The organism is Porphyrobacter sp. GA68, assembly GCF_022605525.1.
Taxonomy (GTDB): Bacteria; Pseudomonadota; Alphaproteobacteria; order Sphingomonadales; family Sphingomonadaceae; genus Qipengyuania_B.
Genome location: NZ_JAKQYJ010000003.1, coordinates 40377 through 60805 on the forward strand (window position 1 = coordinate 40377; position 20429 = coordinate 60805).

The 20429-nt window shown below is 64.8% G+C and carries 20 protein-coding genes; 5 read left to right on the forward strand and 15 right to left on the reverse strand.

Translation table 11 applies throughout. From position 1 onward, the window contains the following. Window positions 1-6: 6 nt before the first annotated feature. The 14 genes from traU to LHJ54_RS12265 all read right to left on the reverse strand — a co-directional run bounded on the left by traU (window position 7) and on the right by LHJ54_RS12265 (window position 10903). Window positions 7-1014, reverse strand: coding sequence for a conjugal transfer pilus assembly protein TraU (traU, locus tag LHJ54_RS12200; protein ID WP_228244159.1), 1008 nt, complete (start codon window positions 1012-1014; stop codon window positions 7-9). Next, window positions 1011-1304, reverse strand: a complete 294-nt coding sequence (locus LHJ54_RS12205; RefSeq protein WP_228244160.1) for a hypothetical protein — start codon at window positions 1302-1304, stop codon at window positions 1011-1013. The genes traU and LHJ54_RS12205 overlap by 4 nt, the downstream gene beginning before the upstream one ends. After that, window positions 1304-1963, reverse strand: a complete 660-nt coding sequence (gene traW / locus LHJ54_RS12210; protein ID WP_228244161.1) for a type-F conjugative transfer system protein TraW — start codon at window positions 1961-1963, stop codon at window positions 1304-1306. The genes LHJ54_RS12205 and traW overlap by 1 nt, the downstream gene beginning before the upstream one ends. Then, window positions 1960-2499, reverse strand: coding sequence for a S26 family signal peptidase (locus tag LHJ54_RS12215; RefSeq protein WP_066119212.1), 540 nt, complete (start codon window positions 2497-2499; stop codon window positions 1960-1962). Before LHJ54_RS12215 ends, traW begins: the two co-directional genes overlap by 4 nt. Window positions 2500-2520: 21 nt before the next feature. Next, window positions 2521-3069: a TrbI F-type domain-containing protein gene (locus tag LHJ54_RS12220; protein WP_228244162.1), complete on the reverse strand. Its 549-nt coding sequence runs from the start codon at window positions 3067-3069 to the stop codon at window positions 2521-2523. Beyond that, window positions 3066-3434, reverse strand: coding sequence for a hypothetical protein (locus tag LHJ54_RS12225; RefSeq protein WP_228244163.1), 369 nt, complete (start codon window positions 3432-3434; stop codon window positions 3066-3068). Before LHJ54_RS12225 ends, LHJ54_RS12220 begins: the two co-directional genes overlap by 4 nt. A 62-nt stretch (window positions 3435-3496) precedes the next feature. Continuing rightward, the gene (gene traC / locus LHJ54_RS12230) at window positions 3497-6049 is read right to left on the reverse strand and encodes a type IV secretion system protein TraC (protein WP_228244164.1); all 2553 of its coding nucleotides are present in this window, start codon (window positions 6047-6049) and stop codon (window positions 3497-3499) included. A 3-nt stretch (window positions 6050-6052) separates the two neighbouring features. Further along, the gene (locus tag LHJ54_RS12235) at window positions 6053-6808 is read right to left on the reverse strand and encodes a conjugal transfer protein (protein ID WP_228244165.1); all 756 of its coding nucleotides are present in this window, start codon (window positions 6806-6808) and stop codon (window positions 6053-6055) included. Then, window positions 6805-7614 carry a DsbC family protein gene (locus tag LHJ54_RS12240; protein WP_228244166.1) on the reverse strand — a complete coding sequence of 270 codons (810 nt, stop codon included), beginning with the start codon at window positions 7612-7614 and terminating at the stop codon, window positions 6805-6807. The genes LHJ54_RS12235 and LHJ54_RS12240 overlap by 4 nt, the downstream gene beginning before the upstream one ends. Before the next feature lie 14 nt (window positions 7615-7628). Further along, window positions 7629-8939, reverse strand: a complete 1311-nt coding sequence (locus tag LHJ54_RS12245; protein WP_228244167.1) for a TraB/VirB10 family protein — start codon at window positions 8937-8939, stop codon at window positions 7629-7631. Then, window positions 8936-9760, reverse strand: a complete 825-nt coding sequence (locus tag LHJ54_RS12250; protein ID WP_306437078.1) for a type-F conjugative transfer system secretin TraK — start codon at window positions 9758-9760, stop codon at window positions 8936-8938. The genes LHJ54_RS12245 and LHJ54_RS12250 overlap by 4 nt, the downstream gene beginning before the upstream one ends. Then, complete coding sequence (locus tag LHJ54_RS12255; protein ID WP_066119189.1) at window positions 9757-10335, reverse strand: type IV conjugative transfer system protein TraE; 579 nt, start codon at window positions 10333-10335, stop codon at window positions 9757-9759. The genes LHJ54_RS12250 and LHJ54_RS12255 overlap by 4 nt, the downstream gene beginning before the upstream one ends. A 1-nt stretch (window position 10336) precedes the next feature. Further along, on the reverse strand, window positions 10337-10621 hold the full coding sequence (gene traL / locus LHJ54_RS12260; RefSeq protein WP_228244168.1) for a type IV conjugative transfer system protein TraL: 285 nt from the start codon (window positions 10619-10621) through the stop codon (window positions 10337-10339). Window positions 10622-10654: 33 nt separating this feature from the next. Then, window positions 10655-10903, reverse strand: a complete 249-nt coding sequence (locus LHJ54_RS12265) for a hypothetical protein (RefSeq protein ID WP_228244370.1) — start codon at window positions 10901-10903, stop codon at window positions 10655-10657. Window positions 10904-11348: 445 nt separating this feature from the next. On the opposite strand from LHJ54_RS12265, the gene LHJ54_RS12270 reads away from it, so the two are divergent. From LHJ54_RS12270 to repC, 3 genes are all read left to right on the forward strand, one after another. Continuing rightward, window positions 11349-11837, forward strand: a complete 489-nt coding sequence (locus LHJ54_RS12270; protein ID WP_228244169.1) for a hypothetical protein — start codon at window positions 11349-11351, stop codon at window positions 11835-11837. 108 nt (window positions 11838-11945) lie between these two features. After that, on the forward strand, window positions 11946-12173 hold the full coding sequence (locus LHJ54_RS12275) for a hypothetical protein (protein ID WP_228244170.1): 228 nt from the start codon (window positions 11946-11948) through the stop codon (window positions 12171-12173). 387 nt (window positions 12174-12560) lie between these two features. Then, window positions 12561-13922, forward strand: a complete 1362-nt coding sequence (gene repC / locus LHJ54_RS12280; protein ID WP_228244171.1) for a replication initiation protein RepC — start codon at window positions 12561-12563, stop codon at window positions 13920-13922. Between the two features lie 320 nt (window positions 13923-14242). On the opposite strand, the gene LHJ54_RS12285 is transcribed toward repC, so the two are convergent. Further along, on the reverse strand, window positions 14243-15127 hold the full coding sequence (locus LHJ54_RS12285; RefSeq protein ID WP_228244172.1) for a lytic transglycosylase domain-containing protein: 885 nt from the start codon (window positions 15125-15127) through the stop codon (window positions 14243-14245). 137 nt (window positions 15128-15264) lie between these two features. Between LHJ54_RS12285 and LHJ54_RS12290 the strand changes: the two genes are divergently transcribed. Together LHJ54_RS12290 and LHJ54_RS12295 are read left to right on the forward strand one after the other, a co-directional pair. Next, a complete protein-coding gene (locus LHJ54_RS12290) occupies window positions 15265-16104 on the forward strand; it encodes a toprim domain-containing protein (protein ID WP_228244173.1) in 840 nt (279 codons plus the stop codon). A 69-nt stretch (window positions 16105-16173) separates the two neighbouring features. Next, entirely contained in the window at window positions 16174-20415 is a 4242-nt protein-coding gene (locus LHJ54_RS12295) for a strawberry notch family protein (RefSeq protein ID WP_228244174.1), read from the forward strand. Window positions 20416-20429: the final 14 nt, after the last annotated feature.

Consider the following 20429-nt stretch of genomic DNA (forward strand, 5'->3'; position numbering starts at 1 on the left):
GTCCCCTCACAGCATGCAGCAGTTGCGCTTGCGCCACAGCAGGTAACCGAAGTCCTCGCCCTTTACGGGGTAGCTGCGTCCGGCGTCAGGCGGCAGCGTCGAGGCGCCGATCGACGAGCAGGCATATTTCCCGCTGACCGTCGAGATCGGGTTCGTCATCTGGATGCGGTATTGCGACTTCTTGAGGATGGGCTGGATGTATTTCCCGCACAGGGCCTTCGAGCCCGCGGTTCCCCAGGCCAGCCCTTGCCGGTGCATCTTGAAGAGCAGGCGTTCGGCCGCAAGGCGCGAGGACTGCACGGGCGAATTGTGCGCCGCGATATTGCCATTCATCGGGAACATCGGTCCGTTGCACCCCGAGCACCAGAACATCTCGTCGACGGGCAGCTTGGCGGTCGCCGCAGCGCAATCGCCGGCGCAGGCCGCGACCGCGAGCGGATTGGCGAACAGAGCGACTTCCGGGTTGATGAGAGTGGTGAGCGTGTCATCGTTCCACAGGGGATCGATCTCGGTCATGTAGGCGATGTCGAAACTGGCGCTCTCGAAGCACAGGAAGTCCGTCAGGATCTCCATCCAGTAGAGCAGCGGATAGACGTAGTAGTGCGCCTGCCAGTTGGCGGTGTTCGCCGTCCGTCCGCCCCCGAGCTCCGGGCCGGTGTATTGGCCGTGTCCAATATCAAGACCGGGATCGAGCTTCATTCCACCGAGATTGGGGAAGCACCACGGCTTGGTCGTGACGTCGACGAGCCGGGCCGGCTCCCAGAATCCGATTGCCAGTCCGATGCGGGGCACCGGCGAACCGCAAGCACAGACAGGCAAGTCGGGGTTGTTCGTATCGGGACGGCCAGGCCACAGCTTCGCTCCGCCCAGAGAAATCGGAAACAGGCAACTCCAGCAGATGTCGGTGACCGGGTTGACGAACTTGCCTTCGCAATTGCCTGCGGCCTGCGCCGGTGCCGGCAACAGGGCAAGCGCGAGCGCGGCGAGAATGGACGCCAGGAGCCGCCGGATCATGACGCCGTCTCCGCGGGGCGGTCGGAAGCCTCCCCGAGTTCATCGAGATAGCGATTATCGGCCCGGTTCTTTGTGACGACATAGATCGGCACCAGCACCGCGATGACGAGCAGCTCGGCCGCGATCATCCCCCCAGCCACGTTCCCGATCGCGGCACGTAGGGGGGCAAGCGCCGCGATCGAGCCGACGAGCAGCCCGCAGGCCACCAAAATGGTCATGCGCATCGACTTCAGCACGCGGGTTTCCGGCGCGGCCATCGGTGTGCGAAGCAGGTCAAGCCAGAGCGGCATCAGGCACCGCCCTTCGGTTTCGGAGCGAGAAGCTCTTGGATGCGGAGCGCTTCGCCCTCCTGGCTGACCACAGCGGGAACATGCGAGATGCCGAAGTGCTGGGTCAGCTTGCCCTGCTGATCGAAGAAGAAGCGGCGCTTGTATTCGCCCATGCGGTCGAACGGCGATCCGGCCACGAAGATGATCTTTGCCTTGGTCGACTCCCATTTGGAGGTCGCCCAGGCAATCTGTGCCGGATCCCGACCGTCGACAAAGACCAGATCGGTCTTCAGCTGGACGAGCCCGAGCGGATTGACCTTCGTTCCACGCGCCGCAATCAGGTTGCCCTTCGCATCCCGGATATCGTCGGCGACGACGATCGACGGGTCGAACAGCCACGCGCGCGGCTCCTGCGTTGCGCCAAGTCCTGCCACCGGCTGCGGGTTGCGCACGCGATATTCTGTCCTGGCCGCGAGCTCCTTTTGCATGCGCGCAATGCCGCCGCTCGCTTCGAGCGACTTCAACTTGGCGTCGATCGTGGTCAGAAGGTCGGGCTCGATCACCGGCCAGGTCTGCCCCATCACGCCATGGTCGCGCGCCATAGCGCTCATGACGAATGGCGGTACGGTGGAGAGGCTGAGCAAGGTCACTCCCGTTGCGAGGATCGCTGCCGTTCTCACAGGATGGGTGTCCCAGTGCCGAGGATCGCCTTGCGGCAGGCGAAGCCGATTTCGGCGTAGCGGCTGTCGAACCCGTCGGGGTGTGGCGTGCCGACGTAATAGCACCCTTCGGGGACTACCCCGGTCGGGCCGCGGTGCAGGATCTCGCCGAACCGCGAGCGTGGCTTCATGTGCGCCACGCGCTTGCCGTCGACATAGACCCATTCGCCCCGATGCTCGACCACCGCGCCAGGCATCCCGATCACCTGCTTCCCGAAGGGGCCTTGATCAGGCCCGAAATGCCGGCGGACCAGCTCACCCTGCGGCGGCGTGAAGAACACATATTCGCCTTTGGCCGGGACTTTGTTCTCGCTCACGAAGAATGCCCAATTCGGCAGGCTCTCGCTCGCGTTGACCATGAACGCATGGCTCTCCTGCCACGCGGTCAGGCTGTTGTAGCTGGCCATAAGGACAGCCGCCAAGGCGACCGCGCCCCACTGACGGATGCGCTTCTCCCGGCGTCCCGCAGGTGCGACGGAAACGGCGGCGGTGGCCATCTTGCCCCTCCCCTGGCCCGCTTACTGACCGAAGCCCATCGGGGCTGGAGCTGCCGGGCTGGGCGCCGGCATCGCGGCCGCCGCAGGCATGGGCACCTTGGCATAGATGGCCTTGCGCACCTGATCGGTAATGTCCGGCACGTTCGACGACAGGACCGCCTCGCCCACCAGGACCGTCGTGCCGTCCTCACCGCGGCGCTTGAGCTCGCCACCGAGCGCCGCCATGAACGCCTGCGTCTGCTGCGTGACGGCTTCCGGCGGCGCTGCGCTGCGTGCCTGAGCCTGCACATACTCTCCGACGAGCTGCTGCAAGCGGACGCTCGCCATAGGGACCGCTTCGGGCGGGGCCATGATCGTTTTCGTCACCCACGCACCCCAGAGCAGGGCAACAATGACCGCCGCCGCGATCGCGAACGCCGACGGGGGCAGTCCCTTGGCACCCTTGTCGCGGCGGGGCTTAGGCGCGGAAGGAAGGACAGGTGCGGCGGGCGTCGAGGGCAGGTCGAGCTCGGGCTGACGGGGCGCGATCGGCATCGTCGTGTCGCGGGAAAGGGTCATCGTGTCGGTCATGGCCTGTCCTTTCGGGCCGGGGCTGGGGTGACGAAAATGGCCAACAGCGAGCGGAAGCGCGCGGCGGCAACGATCAGGAACAGGACGGTCGAAACCGTTCCGACGATCGAGAGAAAGGAGTCGCGGCGAAGTGTGTCGGCGGCCGTGAAACGGTTACCGAGATTGGCGATCTGCGCGAAGAACCCTTCCGCGCTCATGTTGCCCAGAGCGAGGAAGAACAGGACATAGAGCCCCATCGCCGCCAGCGACGTTACCGTCAGCCACCCAGTGATGCGCAGCGCGATGTAGCAGGCGTCCGCAAACAACAGCCCCGCCGCGTGCGAGCGTAGAGAGGCCGGACGCGACGACGGCAGGGGTTCCTCCATTGGAAGGATCCTCGGCGCCGGCGCAGCTCTGTTGGTGCGGGAGAGGATGAAGGCCGGGGCGTTCATTCGGCCGCCTCCAGCGCGTAGTCATGCTGCGCTTCGGGGAAGGCGACCCTCTCGATCGCTTCGTCCATGGTGAAGCCGTCCTCGATCAGCTGCTCGATCTGGCCGAAGGTTACCGGCGACGACGAATACAGCGTGGCCGAGAAGGGATCGAGGACGAGGCGGCCGACAGCGAGCGTGTCCGGCCCCTTGATCATGATGTCGGAATACTCGACGCCGTTGCGCTTCAGCGAGCGAAGCAACGATTCGGTATAGGGATCCATGTCGAACCGGTCGTGCTTCTGGAAGTCCGAGATCGTCTCGGCCTTCTGCTGCAGAATGACTGACCAGTCGGAGTTTTCGAGCGCGGCGAGCGACCCTTCCGACTTGTAATAGTCGTTCAGCGACTGTGTGGCGGTGATGAGCGATGCGCCGTACTTCCGGCAGGTGCGGCTGTAGGTTTCAACGAAATCGGCCATCGAGCCGCCGCGGAGCATTTGCCACGCTTCGTCGATCAGCAGTGCTTTCGGAATCTGGCGATCGATCCGCCGCATCGTCTGCGACGAGAGGAACATGATCGCGGTCAGCACCACCGATCGCAGCTCCTCGCGACTCGACAGGTCCGATAGCTCGAAGACCGTCATGGCGGCCGACATGTCGACCGTTGCCTCGCCGATGAAGAAGCGGCCGTATGTCCCGCGCGACGAGAACGGGAACATGGCCGTGGCGAGATCCTCGGCCTGGGGCGTCCCGATCTCGTTAAGAATGGCGATCACGCCGTCAATCGATCCGTTGCGACCGTGCTGTTCCCATTCCCTGTTCACGGCATTGTCGATCAGGCCCCGCTCGGTGTCGTTCAGGCGATCGATGTGGCGACCCATCTGGCCGATGATCGACTTGAGCATCGCCAGTGCATCAACGAGATAGTCCTCGTCCTCGGCGATCATCGAGACGTCGATCATCGAGAAGGGATTGAGGCTGAAGCCGTCGCGCAGGCGAAACTCGACGAAATTGCCGCCGAGCATCTTGCCCATGTGTTCGAACGAACGTCCGTCGTCGATGACGATGACGCGAGCGCCGATGCCGGCGAGGGCCGCGCACAGCTCCTGCAGCGCGACCGACTTGCCCGAGCCCGACTTGCCGAACACCGCGACGTTGTGGTTGCCCGCCTTGTTCTCGAACGGCGACCAGAAGAACGGCTGACCGCGGCGGCCAATGAACATCAGATGCGGCATGTTGCCGCCCAGGAACTCGCCCTGCAACGGCGCGATGTTCGCCGCCGTGGTGGTGAGCATGGTGCGCCAGCGCTTCATGCGACCAAGGTCGTCGTCCAAATTATTGGCGAGGCTCATGGGCATGATGCTCATGAACGACATCATCTGGAGAAAGCGCTCGTCGAGGAGATCCCAGCCTGCTGCCTTATACATCGACTTGATCGTGCGCTCGTTCGCGTCGCCGCGCCCTTTCGGGCTCATAATGCCGACCGTGTAATAGGCCTGGACCAGTTTGCGGCCGAGGCGCAGCTGCTGGGTCACTTCCTCCCATTCCCGGCTCTGGTCCTTGAGCTGTGGAAGCAACCGTGCCGACTTGCTGTCGGCGAGGGACGAGGTCCGCATGAACTTGTAGCCCGCTTTTGATGAAGCGGATTCTTCGTCCTGGTAACGCAGGCACAGGCTGGTCACGGTCGGGCAACCCGGACGGAGCTTGTCCGAGAACATGTCGCCAATGAGCTTCTGCGAGTCCCACGGCGCCCACCGCTTCGGGAAATTGCGGACCGAGAAGAAGCGGTAATCGAACGTATCGGGGCGAATCTCCTCGTACTCGGTATCGCCGGCGAGCGTTGTGACGGCGCGCAGCGGCTCCACCGATACCAGGATGCGATCGGGGCCTACGGCGGTCTGGACGTCGCGGCGAACACACTGGTCGGCGATCGGGTCGAGGTCGGAATACTCCACCTGATGATCGGACACGTCGAACGCCGGCGCGGTGAGATCGTCGATCAGTGCCATGAGTTCGATTGGCGAGAACCGCGCGACCGAGATGTCGATCGACTGCAGGAGCGAGGTGATGCTGTCGCGGACCGTGATCAGCTCCTCGAGGGTGCCCTTGCCGAGCTTGAACGATACCGAGAGGAGCACCCGGTGCTGCCGGACGTGGAAGGGTCCGTCGGCCGACAGCGAGGTCCATGCCGCTTCCGCGAGAAACTTGGAGCGATGCTCGGCGATCTTGCGATGAACGCCGCCGGCGGCGAAGCGCGGCAGCGCGTAGCGGGCGATCGTCTGTCCGACGCGCGGGCTCTGAAACGCGAGGATCTGGACGCGCGATGCCGGCGGCAGCCCCTCGGACAAGAATTGCGCGAGGATCTCGCCGGTGCGCTCGTCTGCTCCGACCAGCGGCGCGATCTCGAGCGTGAAGCCGATCGAGTTGGTCTGGTAGAAGATCTCGTTCTTCCGGTCGTAGCTCCGATACGGCAGCCACTGCGCCAGCATCGGTGCGCCGTGGCCGGGCGTTCCTTCGTCGGGCGCACGATCGTCGCCAAGCAGGCGGGCGATGAACCCTCGTTTGGCGGCCATGCGTCAGTCCTCCACTTTGGGATTGAAGGCCGCGGGCTGGTTGACCACTCCGACCTCGGCGACCTTCGGTTCGGTTGCCGCAACGGGGGCAGGGCCGCCGCCAACGGACGGGCGTCCGCCCTTGGCCGCGCCGCGCGCCCGCGCCTCAGCGACAGCAGCAGGGCTCGGCATGTTCGGATCGAGCGCGCTCACCTGCTTGGGTGCGTCGTCCAACGCCGCCTGGTCGAGCTGCGCGAGGACGTCGGGGCTGACCGTCAGGTTGACCGTGCTGGCGAGAGGAACGCCGTGCGTCGCGCTCGCCTGCATCCACGATCCATTGTCGACGACTGCGCGCACCACGCTGGTTTCGTGGTAGCGCCCACCGCCATCGACGTGGCCGGGAAACACGATCCGAAGCACCTTCTGGCCCACGGGCACCGGCGAGCCGGCGCCCGCGACTTGCTGAGAGGCGTTCGCGGCGACGACCGCGGGACGGCCCTCGGGGGCCGGGCGAAAAGGGCCGGCGGGTATGTAGCTGGCATCGCCGGTGATCTCGGCGAGGGCCCGATCGTCGATCACCGTGGCCGGAGCGCACGTCTCCTGTCCGACCGCTCCGCACGCGAAGCTGCCGTTGATGTTGGTCCCCAGCGTCGTGCAGCCCGCCAACGCGGCGATCGCGCCGCAAAGGCCGGCGACAGCCCGCGCGCTTGGACGACGACGCCACTCGCTGACCGGACAGGCGGGAAGGCGGATTACGGACGGACGAACGCTGCGCCTCATGATGCGTCTCCCTTGAGCCAGGCAATCAGGGCCGCGCGGGGTCGGTAGCCCTCGAGGACAGCGCCGTCGGCGCGGACGAGGACGGGCGTGCCCGTGAAACCATGCTTCTTCGCGAAGGCCTCGTTCTCATCGAGGCCCGTCGTGTCGCATTGGCCGCTGCCCTGCACCGGCTCCTGAGCGTATGCCGCCCGAACCGCGCGCGGCTGATCCTTGGCGCACAGGACGCGATCGGCCACGTCGCGCGTGCCGAGGATCGATATCGGACGCTCGACGACGGTGACGTTCATGCCCTCGAGCTGCTGCGAAAGGGCGCGGCAATAGCCGCAATGAAAGTCCGAGAAGACCGTCAGCGTCGGACCGCCGCGCTTCCACACGATCGCGCCCTTGTCCGACAGCTTGGACAGATCGACCTTCTGCGCCGGCCCCGCCTCGACTTCGCGGCGCGCCCCGCCCTTAGCCAGACTGGCCGCGTCGCCGCCGGCACCGCCCGCTGCCGCCTTGGCGGCGCCACCGACGAGCATGTCGGGGTTCAGGTCGAGCAGCCGGGCCGCGGTCAGATCCTGGCGCGTCTGCATGTCGTACACGCGGCCGATGACCAGATACCGTGCGGAGGGGTCGACGTAGAACAGGTTGTCGCCGGCGACGACCTCGCAGAGCGAGCCGATCTTCTTGCAATCGACCGCAGTTACCTGCGTCTTGGGAAGCCGGGCCTTCAGCAGGTCGGCGACGTCGGGGGCCGATGTGGTAGCCGTAACGCCGACCATCATGGAGAGGGCAGCGAGACCGGCCTGGGTTGAATTGAGCATGCGTTTCGGCCCTTTCAGTTCTGGATGAAGACGCCGTCGAGGAAGACGATCTCGACATCGATGCCGGTCGGCATCTCGATGACGGGCTGATACTGCTCGGCGCGCTCGATCAGATATTGCGAGACGTTCTTGCCGGCCTCCTGCGCACCACCCGCAATCGCGTTGACACCGACGCTCTTCGCGGAAGGCAGCTCTGGCTCACCGCCACCGAACACGGGCACGCGTTGCGCATTCTGGAAGGCATTGCCGATGCCGCCGATAAGCCCGGCGAAGAAGGCCTGGGTCGCGAGCGAGCCTTCCCGGCTCACCACCCTGCCCCGGACACCCGTCTTGCCGGCGAAGCTGATGAAGCCCTTGACGTCCGACACCGCGAACCGACCGTTCGCCTGCGGACAGGTCATCCGCTGAAGCTTCACATAGACCTTCTCGCTGGAAAGATCGCCGCGCGCCGCGCCGTTGACCAGGCAGCCTTCGATGCGCGTCGTCAGGAGCTTGCCGTTCCGATAGACCGACCGCGCGGGACCGGTGATGCGCAGGACGACCGGCAGCGGGTCCGTCTGGGAATTGACACCCGCCGAGGCGTCGACCCCGACGATGACGCGCGCCTTGGCGATGGAGTTCGGAGGAAGATAGTTCGGGCTGTCGGTGTAGCTGGTGCTCCCGCCCGAAATCCGTGTCGCATTCCCGCCGGACCCCGTTTCGAAGGACACCATCTTGATGTTGCGCGGGCTGTAGGCCGACACTGCGGCGGCGGCGGCCGCCCCGGCTGCGTTTTGCGCCTGCGGCGGAGCCGCCGCGCCACGCGCCTGAGGCGGAACGCCGTAGTAGGGCATCGCGGCGGGCGGCGGCGCGGATTGGCGCTGCGCGAGCTGTTGGCGAAGCTGGGCGTTCTCCTGCTCGTAGGCACCCATGACCCGCTGGCCGTCGGACGCCATGCCTTGGTTCTCGGCTTGCAGCGCGGCGATCTGCGCTTGCAGCGCATCCATCTGGCGGGCCTGCCCGTCGACCGACTTCAGCTGGTTCTGCATGCCCTGCATCTGGGCTTCCGACGCGGCCTGCCATTCGCGCTGCGACATGTTCCGATTGACCATGTCGTCGGTCGCGATCTGGATCTCTTGGCCGTTCTCGTCGACCTTCGCCGGGTCATCCTCGCCGTCGTCGAAGATATACATCGACCCGAGAACCAGGGCGACCGCACCGACGCCGCCCATGAGCATCATCTGCTTCTTGCGGACCTCGTCGTTCGTTCCGAAATCCTCGACATCGACGGTATCGTCGCCATCGAGCTGCTTGGGCTTGCGCTTGAAGGGATTGGAAAGGTTCATGGCCGTCCTTCCGTCGTGCTGGCGGCGATCTGTCCTGTTGGGGTGACGATGTACGCGGTCGTGACCGCGCCTGCGGCGAGGTCGGGCTCGGCGACGCTGACGGCGATGGCATTGGTCGGTGCCAGCACCTGTTCGTCGAGCTTGACCGGCTTCTTGCCGGTGTTCTCGATCCTGAGCGCGCGTCCGGCCAGATTGAGACCGCGATACTCGGTGATCATCTGGACCTTGAGGTCGCCGACCATCACCGCGTTCATCGACGGCTGACGGATCTCGAACCCGTCGAGCGACTGGCTTTGATACATCGCCTGAACGAGCGCGGCCGAGGTGTCGCGCGGACTGGCGGCGCGTGCCAGCTCCGTCGGCTGCTCGCCGAGAATTTCGCGGTTCTCGACGAAGACCTGCTGGGCGCCTTCGCCGCTCAGGCGGCACGCGAACTTGTAAACGTAGCCCTTGGCCGTCGTACCGAAGAACGAAACCCCGGCGTTGTTGTAGCCTTCGGGGACCGAGATGTAGATATCGCCGCGGGTCGGCTCGTTGACGACCGAGAAGTCTTCGGTTTCCACCCCTGTCGTCAGTTTCGATACCGAGGCGAACCGGTCATCCTTGAGGCTGACCCGCGTCAGACCGCTCTTGGAGATCGTGCACGCGACCTCGCTGTTGTCCTTGGCGAGCAGTGTTTCGTCGGCATAAGCCGGAGTGGCCAGGGCAAACAGGCCGACCGCGATCAGCGTTGCGCCGATCCCGCGCGAGGCGATGCACAGGTGCCTCGAGGCGAAGACGGTGCCCGTGCCAAGGCACCCGATGGCGATCGCGGTCATCATTCCTCACTCCCCAGCGCGTTGCGCTCGGCAGGCTTCACCATCCCGAAGCCCTGCAGCTGCAGAGACAGGCCGGAATATTTCCAGATGAAGCGGAAGCGCTTGATTTCGGCGGTGACGGCCTTCGAGCCGACGACGGTGTGCAGCGTGCCGGAAACCTCCGAGGTCAGGCGCTCGGGGTCCACCTTCATGCTGCTGATCGTGTAATACTGGCTGATGCTCGAACCGCCCTGTTCCTGCACGACCTTCATGAGGTCGCGCTTCAGCGCTCCGTGGGATTCGGGCGCCGCGATCTTGAGCAGCGATTCCATCCAGTAATTGAGATTTTCAGGTGACCGGTTCAGCGCGATAAGCGCCGTGTCACGCGTCACCATTTCCAGATATTCGGGGCTCACGCCTGTCGACGAGATCGTCAGCGGGCTGCGCAGGATGGGCTGGAGGACCACCTCGCGATCGCGGGTCGCGCCGACCATGAAGAGGATCACGACGAGGCCCGCGAGGACGATGGCCGTAATGCCGAGCGCGTTGCGCTGCTTGAGGACGCGCTGGTTCTGCGCAAGTCCGATAGAATAGTCCATGTCAGCCCACCATCAGTCGAAGGTGGGAAGGCGGCGTTGCCTTTAGCCCGGTGAAGCTTGCTGGCAGGTACCAGTAGGCCATGTGGAGAACCCACGACGTGGCCTTGCCGGCTTTGAGCTTGCGAAACCCCCACCAGCCAAGAACGGACACCATCAACCCGATCATGATGTGCTGGCTGAGAATGCCCCAGACGAATGGGATCGCCATCGCGAGGAATTCATCCAGCGTCCAGAAGCCGATCAGCTCCGGATCATCGAGATGCGAGTGGATGGTGTACCGGTCCATTGGCTAAGCCGCCTTCCAGATTGCGCCTGCGTCTCAGATCGTCGCGGTGACGGTCGAGGTGACGATCGGCACGCCGGTGCCGGCACCGACGCCGACGGCCACCGGAACGGCGACCTGGCCCAGGCTGAAGCGGCCCGAAGCAAGCGCGACGATGCCGCCGGCCAGGCTCATCACGGTGATGATCTTGCCGCCGGAGCCCTCGAGGAAGTCGGTGAACATCGTCAGGGCGGTATCGAAGGTGGTGTCGGCACCGGCATAAGCGGCGCCGGCGCCGAGGATCATGGCCAGCACCAGTACGGCGAAGCCAAGGAGGATGCCGTTGATCGGCAGCTCCTTCTTCATCGAGAGTGCAGTCATTTGCAGTTCCCCAGGTTTGAGCTCGCGCAGGATTGCGAAGCCGTCGTTAGGGAACGGGAAACCTTCTCGCGGTTCAATCGTATTGAGGGGTCGGGCGACTCGACTCGTCGCACCTTGGCAGCCCCCTTCCCCACCATGGGAAATTGGCTCTCAAGGAGAGCAGTTGGGTTCGCACTTTGAGGAGCTTTGTTCTTAGGCCGAGCAGTCCGTTTCCGACCCCCTAGGAAGAAAATTCCTCGACAAGCCAGAACGTGCTTTCTATTGCAATTGTATTGCGTAGAAGGGCACCGTGAATCGTGATTCGCGTCGCCTTTTTGGTTGACAGCCACGCCCCCCGTTCGTCATTTTAAGAGCGTTAGGGGGTCGCTTTATGCCCGGTCACGCTTTCCTAGTCTCGCCACACAACGTCGCGCTGCTCGAGGCCTATAAGCATGTGATTCTCGAGGCTTGGCACCGCCAGAATATCACCAACGCCGAGGTCGCTGCCTTTATTGGGCGCGGGACCAGTCTCGTCAGCAAGATCCGCAACGGACGTGCGCCGATCTGCTCCAAAATCGCGAATCTTCTGATCGAACTCTTCGCCCTCGACCGCGCGCGGTTGTTCCTGGCGATCGAGATTGCCGGCAACGGCGATCTTTATTTTGATCCCGCCTTCAAGAACGCTTCGCACGCCGCGGTCGTGTTCCTGCAGGATCTGGTGACCACGCTCGACGCCGATGAGGACGCGGACAAGCGCGCCATATTCGCCGCCTTCTCGAAGCCGACAATCGAGCGCGTCGCGCGCGAGGCTGGGCACAGCGTCGTCGAGCAGTTTTCGGTGCACCTGCACTCGCCCGCCCGTCAGCAGGCCGCAGGTTAACACATCCTTACTTGCCAAAGTCAGCGTTCCTAGCCACGGTGTGGCTCCAGGAGACTCTGCGTGTGGATTCGACACGCGCGGAGGACACCAAGGAGCGGAGAAACCACTATGGCTGCTATCGATCGCAAGCACGAACTGCGCAGGCGCCTTCGTGATAACGGTTTCAAGCAGCTTGAGGTCTGGCTCCCGCGCGCGACGGTAGAGCGCATCGATGAGATCAAAGATCAGCTTGGCGCCGAATCTCGCAATGAGGTTCTGCTTCGGCTGATCCAGGGCACACTGGGCGACACCCGCTTGCCGGCGGACGCATCCCAGCTGGAGCTCTTGATGCAATAAAAAAGGCCCGGTTGCCGCCGGGCCTTTTTTCAAATCCTGTCTGGAGGATCGTCCTGTCGACGCCCCTCTTAGAGACAGACCGGATTTGGCGCAAGCGATTTTGCGCACAGCTGAGCTGTGCCTGCTCGCGAACCGCCGAATGAGCCGCCGACCGGAACCTGGTCGGCATGTCGAAGGAAGGAGGGAACGGCCACAGACCAAAAAAACCCGGCCAATGGCCGGGCTTTGTGAGGGTGACGCTTGGGAGAGCGACCGGTTGGGTCGTCCCCAGCTGAAATACGCATCGCCTACCTAGGCTCCCGCCCGAAAAATGGCAAGCCCGAACCGTGATTCCCACGGCGATGGCCTGTGTCTGCGGCCGCTCCTTGATCGCGAGGGAGCGAAGGGATGAGTATTGCCGAAAACGATGCCCGCAGGGGCGTATCAGGGGGAATCGGGAGCCTGTTGCCGATCCTCCCGATGTTCGACTGTGAACCTCTCGGGCTGGAGCTTCCGGCGCCGATGAAAACTGGCGGCGACAGATCTGAGTGGGAGGGCCTCGTCGCCGCGCGACTTGCCATGCTCCCGGCAATCCCAGACGCCGCGCGCGGGAAGGCCGTCCGCGATCGCGTCCTTCGAGCCGCGCTGTTTCTCGAACGGCATGGCACAGTCTCGCACCCGTCAACGCGCAGCCAATGGCGCAATATCGTCTCGCTCCTGAAGCTCACAGCTTGCGATGCGGACTTCTGGTCTCCGACCGGGCCTGTCGTGGGGATTGACGACGCGCAGCTGCAGGAACGCACCGGCCTGCAGAACCCGGGCCGGATGTTCCGCCAGCTGGAGAAGCACGGCCTGGTCATGCGCTGGAACAGCAAACGCAACGGCCGACGGCATTGGCGCCGCAGATTCGACGGCACGGTCGATGCCTCGGGCTGGTCCCTCGCCCCTCTCATCTTTCTGGTCGATGCGATCGAGCTGCTCGTCGACGAAGAACACGAACGGCTGCGACTGCGCTGCGAGCTGCCCCAGCGGATCACAGTGGCCCTCGAGGCGATCAGGCGCATACTCCTGTCGGGCGCCATTGGCGCCGAGGATGCCGTACTAGCCGAGGGCAAGGCGGCCGACCTCGCGAAGGAGCGCGACAACGCGCGCAAAGGGCGTCTGGAGCGCCTTCAGGCCGCCGCCGCACACGCCGAAGCGCTTCTCCACGGCCTTCTCTCACAGGCGATCCCTGGCGATCGCAAAGTGCCACGGGACGAAAATGGTCTGGTCCAACGAGACGAGTCTGTTCCCGCCTATACAAACGATCACTCAACGTCAGTCACTGTAGATGGCTTGGCAGAAGGGCGTAGCGGCGATCGTGGTCCGTCGTCTCAAGCGTCGGAACAGGACGACCGGTTCGGGATCAAGAGAAGCGGGTTCGAATGGACCGAAGTCCCTCACCTCTTCCCCTTCATCGACGGTCTGGTGCAGATCAAAGAGCGCGACATGCGCCGCACCGCCTTTGCGATCGGCGCGATGATCAACGTCGAGGCCAACACGGTCGACCGAGCCGTGAAGGCGATCGGGGCTGATGCAACCGCCCTGTGCCTCCTCATCGCGGGACAGCATTTCGTCCAAGGCGACATCCGCCGGACCACCGAAATCTACTTCCGCGGCATGCTGAAACGCGCGCGCGAGGATGACCTCAACATCGGGCACACGCTCTTTGGCCGCCGCGAATCGTTGGGTTTGCATCGCGTGAAGAGTAAAAAGGGCTCGAGCCTGTGAGCCGCCTGTCAACCAGCCAGAAACCGTTGGGCGATATGACGGTTAACGGTACAACAACCGCGAGGCTCATCAACGGCAATGCCCATAGCTACCTCTCAGGCATGGCTTTCGCTCTACGCGGGCGTCGGTTTGGTCGTGGCGATGTGCGCCGTTTGTGCTGTCGCAAAGACTGGTTACGATCTCCGGACCGGCACGTTGCAGTTGCCCTTCTCGACATGGCGCGATCGAGTCTTGGCGGCACCCAAACTATGGTGGCGATGGCAGGTCAATTACCTGACCGGGGCTCCGGTCATTCTGCTGATCGCCGGCCTATACGCTCATCACATAGGGTTCGCGGTGCTCGGCGATGTGTAGGCCAGGACAGCGGCTTGCCTGAATGGGTTTCGCACGACTGACGGTTGATCGGCACGAACGAGTTCGACCTGCCGGGTCGCCCCGCTCCACGCGCTAGTGATGGTCGCCACGTAGTTCAACGTCTCAAGGATGCGCGGCACCGCGCGCCGCTGGCGAACACGTCCCGGTCCTGCGTTGTAGGCAGCCAGTGCGAGGTCGACGCGGCCGAATTCGTCGAGCTGCTCCCGCAGGTACTTTGCACCGCCGCGCAGGTTCTGGACGACGTCCCAGGGGTTGGTCACCCCGAGATAACGGGCCGTGCCTGGCATGAGCTGTGCCAGCCCCATCGCGCCGACCGGCGAAAGCGCCGTGCGATTGTACCGGCTTTCCTGGGCTACCAACGCGTCGAACAGACCGACGGGAATGTTCTGCTCGCACGCGATCGCGGCGATCAACGGGAACAGGGCGGCCCGTCGTTGCTCCGTGGTGGCGGCGAGATCGCCTCGCGGCCGATAGACCGGCTGCGCGCAGTTGCCCGCGACGCTTCCAAGCGAACCCACCGACGGGATCGTCATGCGCCCAGTCGGAACGCCGCTCCGCATCCACAGCGGAACATCGATCCGCGAGGGCTCGACGACGTAATTGGTATCCTGAAGAACCGGCGCGCCAATCGCACCGAAATCGGTCGCGAGCGCATTCTCCAGCGATTGGACTGATGCAGGTGGCACTTCGGTACGCGACGAGGGCCCCACATTGAGGACCACTCCGGACTCGGCCCCGTCGAAGTTCATGAGCTGAACTTGCTGAGCACTGACCGGCGCTGCGATAACCGCTGACGCCAACAGAACAGTTGCGAATGAGATCTTCATCATCCCGCCCTCCGTGATAGAAAAGGCCGGTTCTTGGCTTCCTGGTCAATCCGGAAAAAAATTCCGCCCCCCTTCCCAGTCCGAGGATCGCACCGAGGCCAAAGACAGAGAGGGGTCTGAGCGGGCGAAAGGAGGCGACGATGCCGATCACTGCTCGACCGCCCACCCAGGAACTGGTCAACCTTGTCGGCGCGCTCGGCGGGAAGTGGCACGGCGCGACGGCCATGTGCCGCTGCCCGAGCCATGCCGACGGGGAAGCCAGCCTATCGCTTCGACAGGGTGACCGCGGGATCCTCGTCCACTGTTTCGCCGGCTGTGCCTCGGACGATGTGCTTCGCGAATTGCGCAGGGTTCGACCGGGGCAGACCTATTCCCGCCCCGAGATCACCGAGCTGCGCGATCCAGGACTGCTCATCACGCGAATGTGGAGCGAAGGTCGCCCGATCGCCGGTACCGCGGCCGAACGCTATCTGCTGGGGCGGCGCCTCGACCCACGCTTTGCCGACCTGCGCTATCATCCCCGGTGTCCGAAAGGCGCCAAGCCGCTCACGGTCTTCCTGCCCGCGCTGCTTGTCGGTGTTCGCAACGACGTCGGGATCACAGCGATCCAGCGCATTTTTCTGGACCTCGAGCGCGGCGGCTATCTCGACAAAATGCTCATCGGCGAGACCGGGACGGGAAGCTGGCGCGGCATGCCGGTCACCGACACGCTCGCGATCGCGGAGGGCTACGAGGACGCGTCGGCCTTCATGCAGCTGCACGGCGTTCCCTGCTGGGCCGCCCTCGGAGCCAAGCGCCTCGGTCTCCTCAGCGTTCCCGCGACTGTGTCGTGCGTGATCCTCGCCGAAGACAACGGGCGCGAAGGCCGCAAGGCTGGCGGAATCGCATTTCGCGCATATCGCGATCAGGGCCTGACAGTCCGGCGAATGCCGCCGCCAAGACGATACGGCGATTGGGCCGAAGTCCTGGCGGATCAGTGAAAGGGGAGAGGGAACGGGAGACTTGAGCCTGGTGTGATCTGCATCGGGCCAGCCCAGGAGTCCCGTCCCATGTCCGATCTCTTCGACGCGGCCGAACAGCGCCGCTCGCCGCCACTTGCCGCCGCCCGCACCTTGGCCGAGCTGATCCTTGCCGGCCAGGCCATCACCCGCGCGGCGCTGAACGATGCGATGAAGTCCACCCACGGCGGATCCGATGCCGACGGCAAGTGGAGCCAGCGAGACAGCTTCGAAATCCTCGAACACGCTCAGGTGCTCGCACTCCGCGAACGGACTTGTGGAGCGCCCGACCGCACCACGATCAAAACGGCAATCGCCCTCGCCTCCCGCATGCCGACCCAGACAGTTCGCAGCGAGGATCAGCTGGACTGGCAGCAATTCTCGACGCCCGCCGATCTCGCCGCGATGGCTGTCTATCTCGCGCAGCCCCTGCCTGACGACATTGTCCTCGAACCGAGCGCCGGCAACGGCCTTTTGGTCGCTCATCTTCCGCGCGTGAAGGAACTGCAGCTCAACGAGCTCGATCCCGCACGCCGGTCGCGGCTTGCCGACAGCTTTCCGGGCACCGTCATCACCGGGCACGACGGCGCTGCTATTCCGACGCTGCTGGCAAAATCGGCGCGCCCTTCCCTCATCCTCATGAACCCGCCGTTCTCACGTTCGCTCGGGCGCGGTGCCGACCATCTTGCAGCGGTCCGCCACCTCGCCGCAGCGATCCGGCATCTGCGGGGCGGAGGCCGTCTGGTCGCGATCATGCCCGACTGGTTCACCACCTCCGCGAAAATGGGCGACATTCTCAAGACGACGCTGGCACCGATGACGGTCCGCACGTCGCTCCGACTGGAACGCGCCTACACGAAGCACGGCACGGGCATCGCCGTCCGTCTCTACGTGATGGACAAGATCCCCGGCGATCGTCTTCCGTCCACCATCCAGCGCCAGACCACGGCCGCGCTGCTCGACACTGTCGAGCCGACCCCGCGCTGTGCCCTCATCCCCGAACGAGCCCCCTCCCCCGCTGCGCCCAAGGCGGTGTCCTTGTTCGGCAGCGCCCGCAGGGCAAAGCCTGCCGAGCCGCGCACCTTCCGCGCACCCGTGCGCAACAACGTCCTGCCGGTCGCCTACGAGGCGCTCGAGACTCCCGCCGCGTTGTTGGAACAGACCGGGGTCTATCTGCCCTATCGGCCGAGCCGGATCGTGTTCACCGCCGCTGGCGAACACCCGACGGCGCTTGTCGAGTCGGTGGCGATGGGCTCCATCCCCGCCCCCATCCCCAACCACGTTCCGCACCTGCCCGAGCGGACGGTCAGCGAACGCTTGCTGTCGGCTTCCCAGCTGGAAACCGTCGTGTACGCCGGGAGCGCGTGGACGCAATGGATCCCCGGCAGCTTCCGACCCGATAAGGAAGGCGTTGGGCTGCTGCTCGACGAGAATGGCGCACGGTATCGCAAGGGCTTCTTCCTCGGCGATGGCACCGGCGCCGGCAAGGGACGCCAGGTCGCTGCGGTCGTTCTCGACAATTGGCTGCAAGGTCGCCGCCGCGCGATCTGGATCTCGAAGAACGAACCTCTGCTCGACGACGCCCGTCGCGACTGGACCGCGCTGGGCGGGATCGCGGCCGACGTGCAATCGCTCTCGCGCTGGAAGATCGATCAGCCGATCACTCTCGACGAGGGCGTGCTGTTCGTCAGCTATCCGACGCTGCGGTCGATGCGCGGTGACGCGAGCCGCTTGGAGCAGATCATCCAGTGGGCGGGAGACGATTTCGAGGGCGTCATCGCCTTCGACGAAGCCCACGAGATGGGCGGTGTTGCCGGCGGCGAAGGTGCTATGGGAACCAAGAAGGGTTCGCAGCAGGGCATCGCCGGCGTTCTCCTGCAGAACAGACTCCCCGCCGCGCGCGTGCTTTACGCCTCGGCCACCGGCGCATCCGAAGTCAACAACCTCGCCTACGCCGTCCGTCTCGGACTGTGGGGTCCGGAAACGGCCTTCGCGAATCGCGAGGCGTTCATCTCGTCGATCCGTCAGGGCGGGATCGCGGCCATGGAACTGGTTGCCCGCGACCTGAAGGCAACCGGCCTCTACATGGCGCGCGCCCTGTCCTTTGCCGGCGTCGAGTACGAGATCCTGCGGCACGAGCTCACCGAGGAGCAAATCGCGATCTACGACACTTACGCCGACGCATGGAGCATCATCCACCGCAACATGGAAGCGGCGCTCGAACTGACCGGCGTGGTCGACGAACTCGACAAGTCGACGCTCAACTCGGGCGCGAAGGCGGCGGCACGTTCCCGCTTCGAAAGCACGAAGCAGCGCTTCTTCGGGCAGGTGCTTCTGGCCATGAAGCTGCCGACCGTGATCGCCGCTGTCGAACAGCATATCGCCGACGGCACCTCGGTCGTCCTGCAGCTTGTCACCACAGCGGAGTCGATCCTGACACGGCACTTGAACGAACTGTCTCCGGAAGAACGCGCCGATCCGGAGCTTGAGCTCAGCCCGATCGAATACGTCATCGACTACCTCACGCGCGCCTTCCCGACCCGCCAGATGGAAACCTATACGGATGACACGGGCGAGGTCCGCTCGCGGCCAATGTTCGACGCCGCCGGCAATCCCGTCGTCAATCCCGAGGCGGAGGCGAAGCGCGCCGAACTGATCGAGCATCTGTGCGCCCTCCCCCCGATCAAGGCGGCGCTCGACGCGATCCTCGAGCGGTTCGGTCACGACAACGTCGCCGAGGTCACCGGCAGGACCAAGCGTCTCGTGCCCACCGGCCACGGCGGCCAGAAGCTGGAAACACGCACCACCCGGTCGACCCAGGCCGACGCAGCGGCGTTCATGGAGGGCACGAAGCGCATCCTGATCTTCTCGGATGCGGGCGGCACTGGCCGGTCTTATCACGCCAGTCTCGACGTGCCGAACCAGCAGCAGCGCGTCCATCTGCTCCTGGAACCGGGCTGGAGAGCCGACAGGGCCATCCAGGGCCTCGGGCGGACCCACCGGACACATCAGGCCTGCTCACCCCTGTTCCGGCCCGTTACGACGTCCTGCAAGGGCGAGCTGCGCTTCACATCGACGATCGCGCGGCGCCTCGACAGCCTCGGTGCGCTGACGCGCGGCCAGCGCCAGACCGGCGGACAGAACCTGTTCGATCCGGCAGACAATCTCGAGAGCGATTACGCGAAGTCGGCGCTTATCACCTGGTTCCATCTCCTTGTCGGGGGCAAGCTGACCAGCATCAACTTCGCCGAATTCACCGAGCGGACCGGTCTGGAGCTCACCGACAGTGACGGCATCCTGAAGGAGGATCTGCCGCCCATCCAGCGCTGGCTCAACCGTCTGCTGGCGCTCCCCATCGGCCTGCAGAACCTGATCTTCGACGAGTTCCTGGCCCTGGTCGAAACACGCGTGGCGGCCGCCCGCGAGGCAGGCACGCTCGACGTGGGTGTCGAGACCATGCCCGTGGAAACCGCCACCGTCCTCGAGGACACAGTGTTGCGCACCGATCCGGTGAGCGGAGCCACCTCGCACCTCCTGACGATCGAAGTCGCACGGCGCCGGCATCCGGTCAGCCTCGAACGAGCGATCCGCATCGCCGACAGCGACAGCACAGCGCGATTCGTCAGGAATGGACGTTCGGGCAAGGTCGCCTTGAGCACCAAGGCTCGCTCGGGCATGACCGACGACGGCACATCGGTCCCGCGCATCGAGCTCATGCGGCCGACCCGGCGCGAATATCTCCGCGAGTTCGATATGTTCGAATCCGCGTGGGAACCCTGCTCGCGAAAGACCTTCGAAGAGGGGTGGACCGCCGAAGCCGAGGAGGCAGCCACACGGCTCGACCATGAAACCGTCCAGCTGGCGACCGGCCTCCTCCTGCCCATCTGGTCCGCCCTGCCCTCTGACCACCTTGAGGTGAACCGGATCGTTGACGCCGAAGGTCGTTCGTGGCTCGGCCGCATCGTGTTCCCGAAGGACGCCGCGAAGCTGCTGACGACGCTGGGCGTCGAGCAGACCTCGTCACTCACGCCTGCGCAGATCACGGCAGCGGTAGTCGGCGGCAGCGCGATGCCCATCCAGAGGCCCTTCCCCTGCGAGTTGAAACGCTCGCGCGTGAACGGTTCGCCCCGCATCGAGATCGTCGGCGCGCCGGCGAGCCAGCTCCCCTGGCTGAAGTCGCTCGGGTGTTTCAGCGAGATCATCTCGTACCGCACGCGGGTCTTCGTCCCCGCGGAACGCGCTTCGGAGATCATCGAGCGGTTGGTCGCCTCCACCAATCCGGAGGCGGCCTGAAGAGGAAAGACGAG

Excerpts from the sequence above, each read along its gene's own strand:
- traU (WP_228244159.1), bottom strand. The coding sequence starts at position 1,014 with ATGATCCGGCGGCTCCTGGCGTCCATTCTCGCCGCGCTCGCGCTTGCC.
- LHJ54_RS12205 (WP_228244160.1), bottom strand. The coding sequence starts at position 1,304 with ATGCCGCTCTGGCTTGACCTGCTTCGCACACCGATGGCCGCGCCGGAA.
- LHJ54_RS12215 (WP_066119212.1), bottom strand. The coding sequence starts at position 2,499 with ATGGCCACCGCCGCCGTTTCCGTCGCACCTGCGGGACGCCGGGAGAAG.
- LHJ54_RS12220 (WP_228244162.1), bottom strand. The coding sequence starts at position 3,069 with ATGACCGACACGATGACCCTTTCCCGCGACACGACGATGCCGATCGCG.
- LHJ54_RS12225 (WP_228244163.1), bottom strand. The coding sequence starts at position 3,434 with ATGGAGGAACCCCTGCCGTCGTCGCGTCCGGCCTCTCTACGCTCGCAC.
- traC (WP_228244164.1), bottom strand. The coding sequence starts at position 6,049 with ATGGCCGCCAAACGAGGGTTCATCGCCCGCCTGCTTGGCGACGATCGT.
- LHJ54_RS12235 (WP_228244165.1), bottom strand. The coding sequence starts at position 6,808 with ATGAGGCGCAGCGTTCGTCCGTCCGTAATCCGCCTTCCCGCCTGTCCG.
- LHJ54_RS12240 (WP_228244166.1), bottom strand. The coding sequence starts at position 7,614 with ATGCTCAATTCAACCCAGGCCGGTCTCGCTGCCCTCTCCATGATGGTC.
- LHJ54_RS12245 (WP_228244167.1), bottom strand. The coding sequence starts at position 8,939 with ATGAACCTTTCCAATCCCTTCAAGCGCAAGCCCAAGCAGCTCGATGGC.
- LHJ54_RS12250 (WP_306437078.1), bottom strand. The coding sequence starts at position 9,760 with ATGATGACCGCGATCGCCATCGGGTGCCTTGGCACGGGCACCGTCTTC.
- LHJ54_RS12255 (WP_066119189.1), bottom strand. The coding sequence starts at position 10,335 with ATGGACTATTCTATCGGACTTGCGCAGAACCAGCGCGTCCTCAAGCAG.
- traL (WP_228244168.1), bottom strand. The coding sequence starts at position 10,621 with ATGGACCGGTACACCATCCACTCGCATCTCGATGATCCGGAGCTGATC.
- LHJ54_RS12265 (WP_228244370.1), bottom strand. The coding sequence starts at position 10,903 with ATGATCCTCGGCGCCGGCGCCGCTTATGCCGGTGCCGACACCACCTTC.
- LHJ54_RS12270 (WP_228244169.1), top strand. The coding sequence starts at position 11,349 with ATGCCCGGTCACGCTTTCCTAGTCTCGCCACACAACGTCGCGCTGCTC.
- LHJ54_RS12275 (WP_228244170.1), top strand. The coding sequence starts at position 11,946 with ATGGCTGCTATCGATCGCAAGCACGAACTGCGCAGGCGCCTTCGTGAT.
- repC (WP_228244171.1), top strand. The coding sequence starts at position 12,561 with ATGAGTATTGCCGAAAACGATGCCCGCAGGGGCGTATCAGGGGGAATC.
- LHJ54_RS12285 (WP_228244172.1), bottom strand. The coding sequence starts at position 15,127 with ATGATGAAGATCTCATTCGCAACTGTTCTGTTGGCGTCAGCGGTTATC.
- LHJ54_RS12290 (WP_228244173.1), top strand. The coding sequence starts at position 15,265 with ATGCCGATCACTGCTCGACCGCCCACCCAGGAACTGGTCAACCTTGTC.
- LHJ54_RS12295 (WP_228244174.1), top strand. The coding sequence starts at position 16,174 with ATGTCCGATCTCTTCGACGCGGCCGAACAGCGCCGCTCGCCGCCACTT.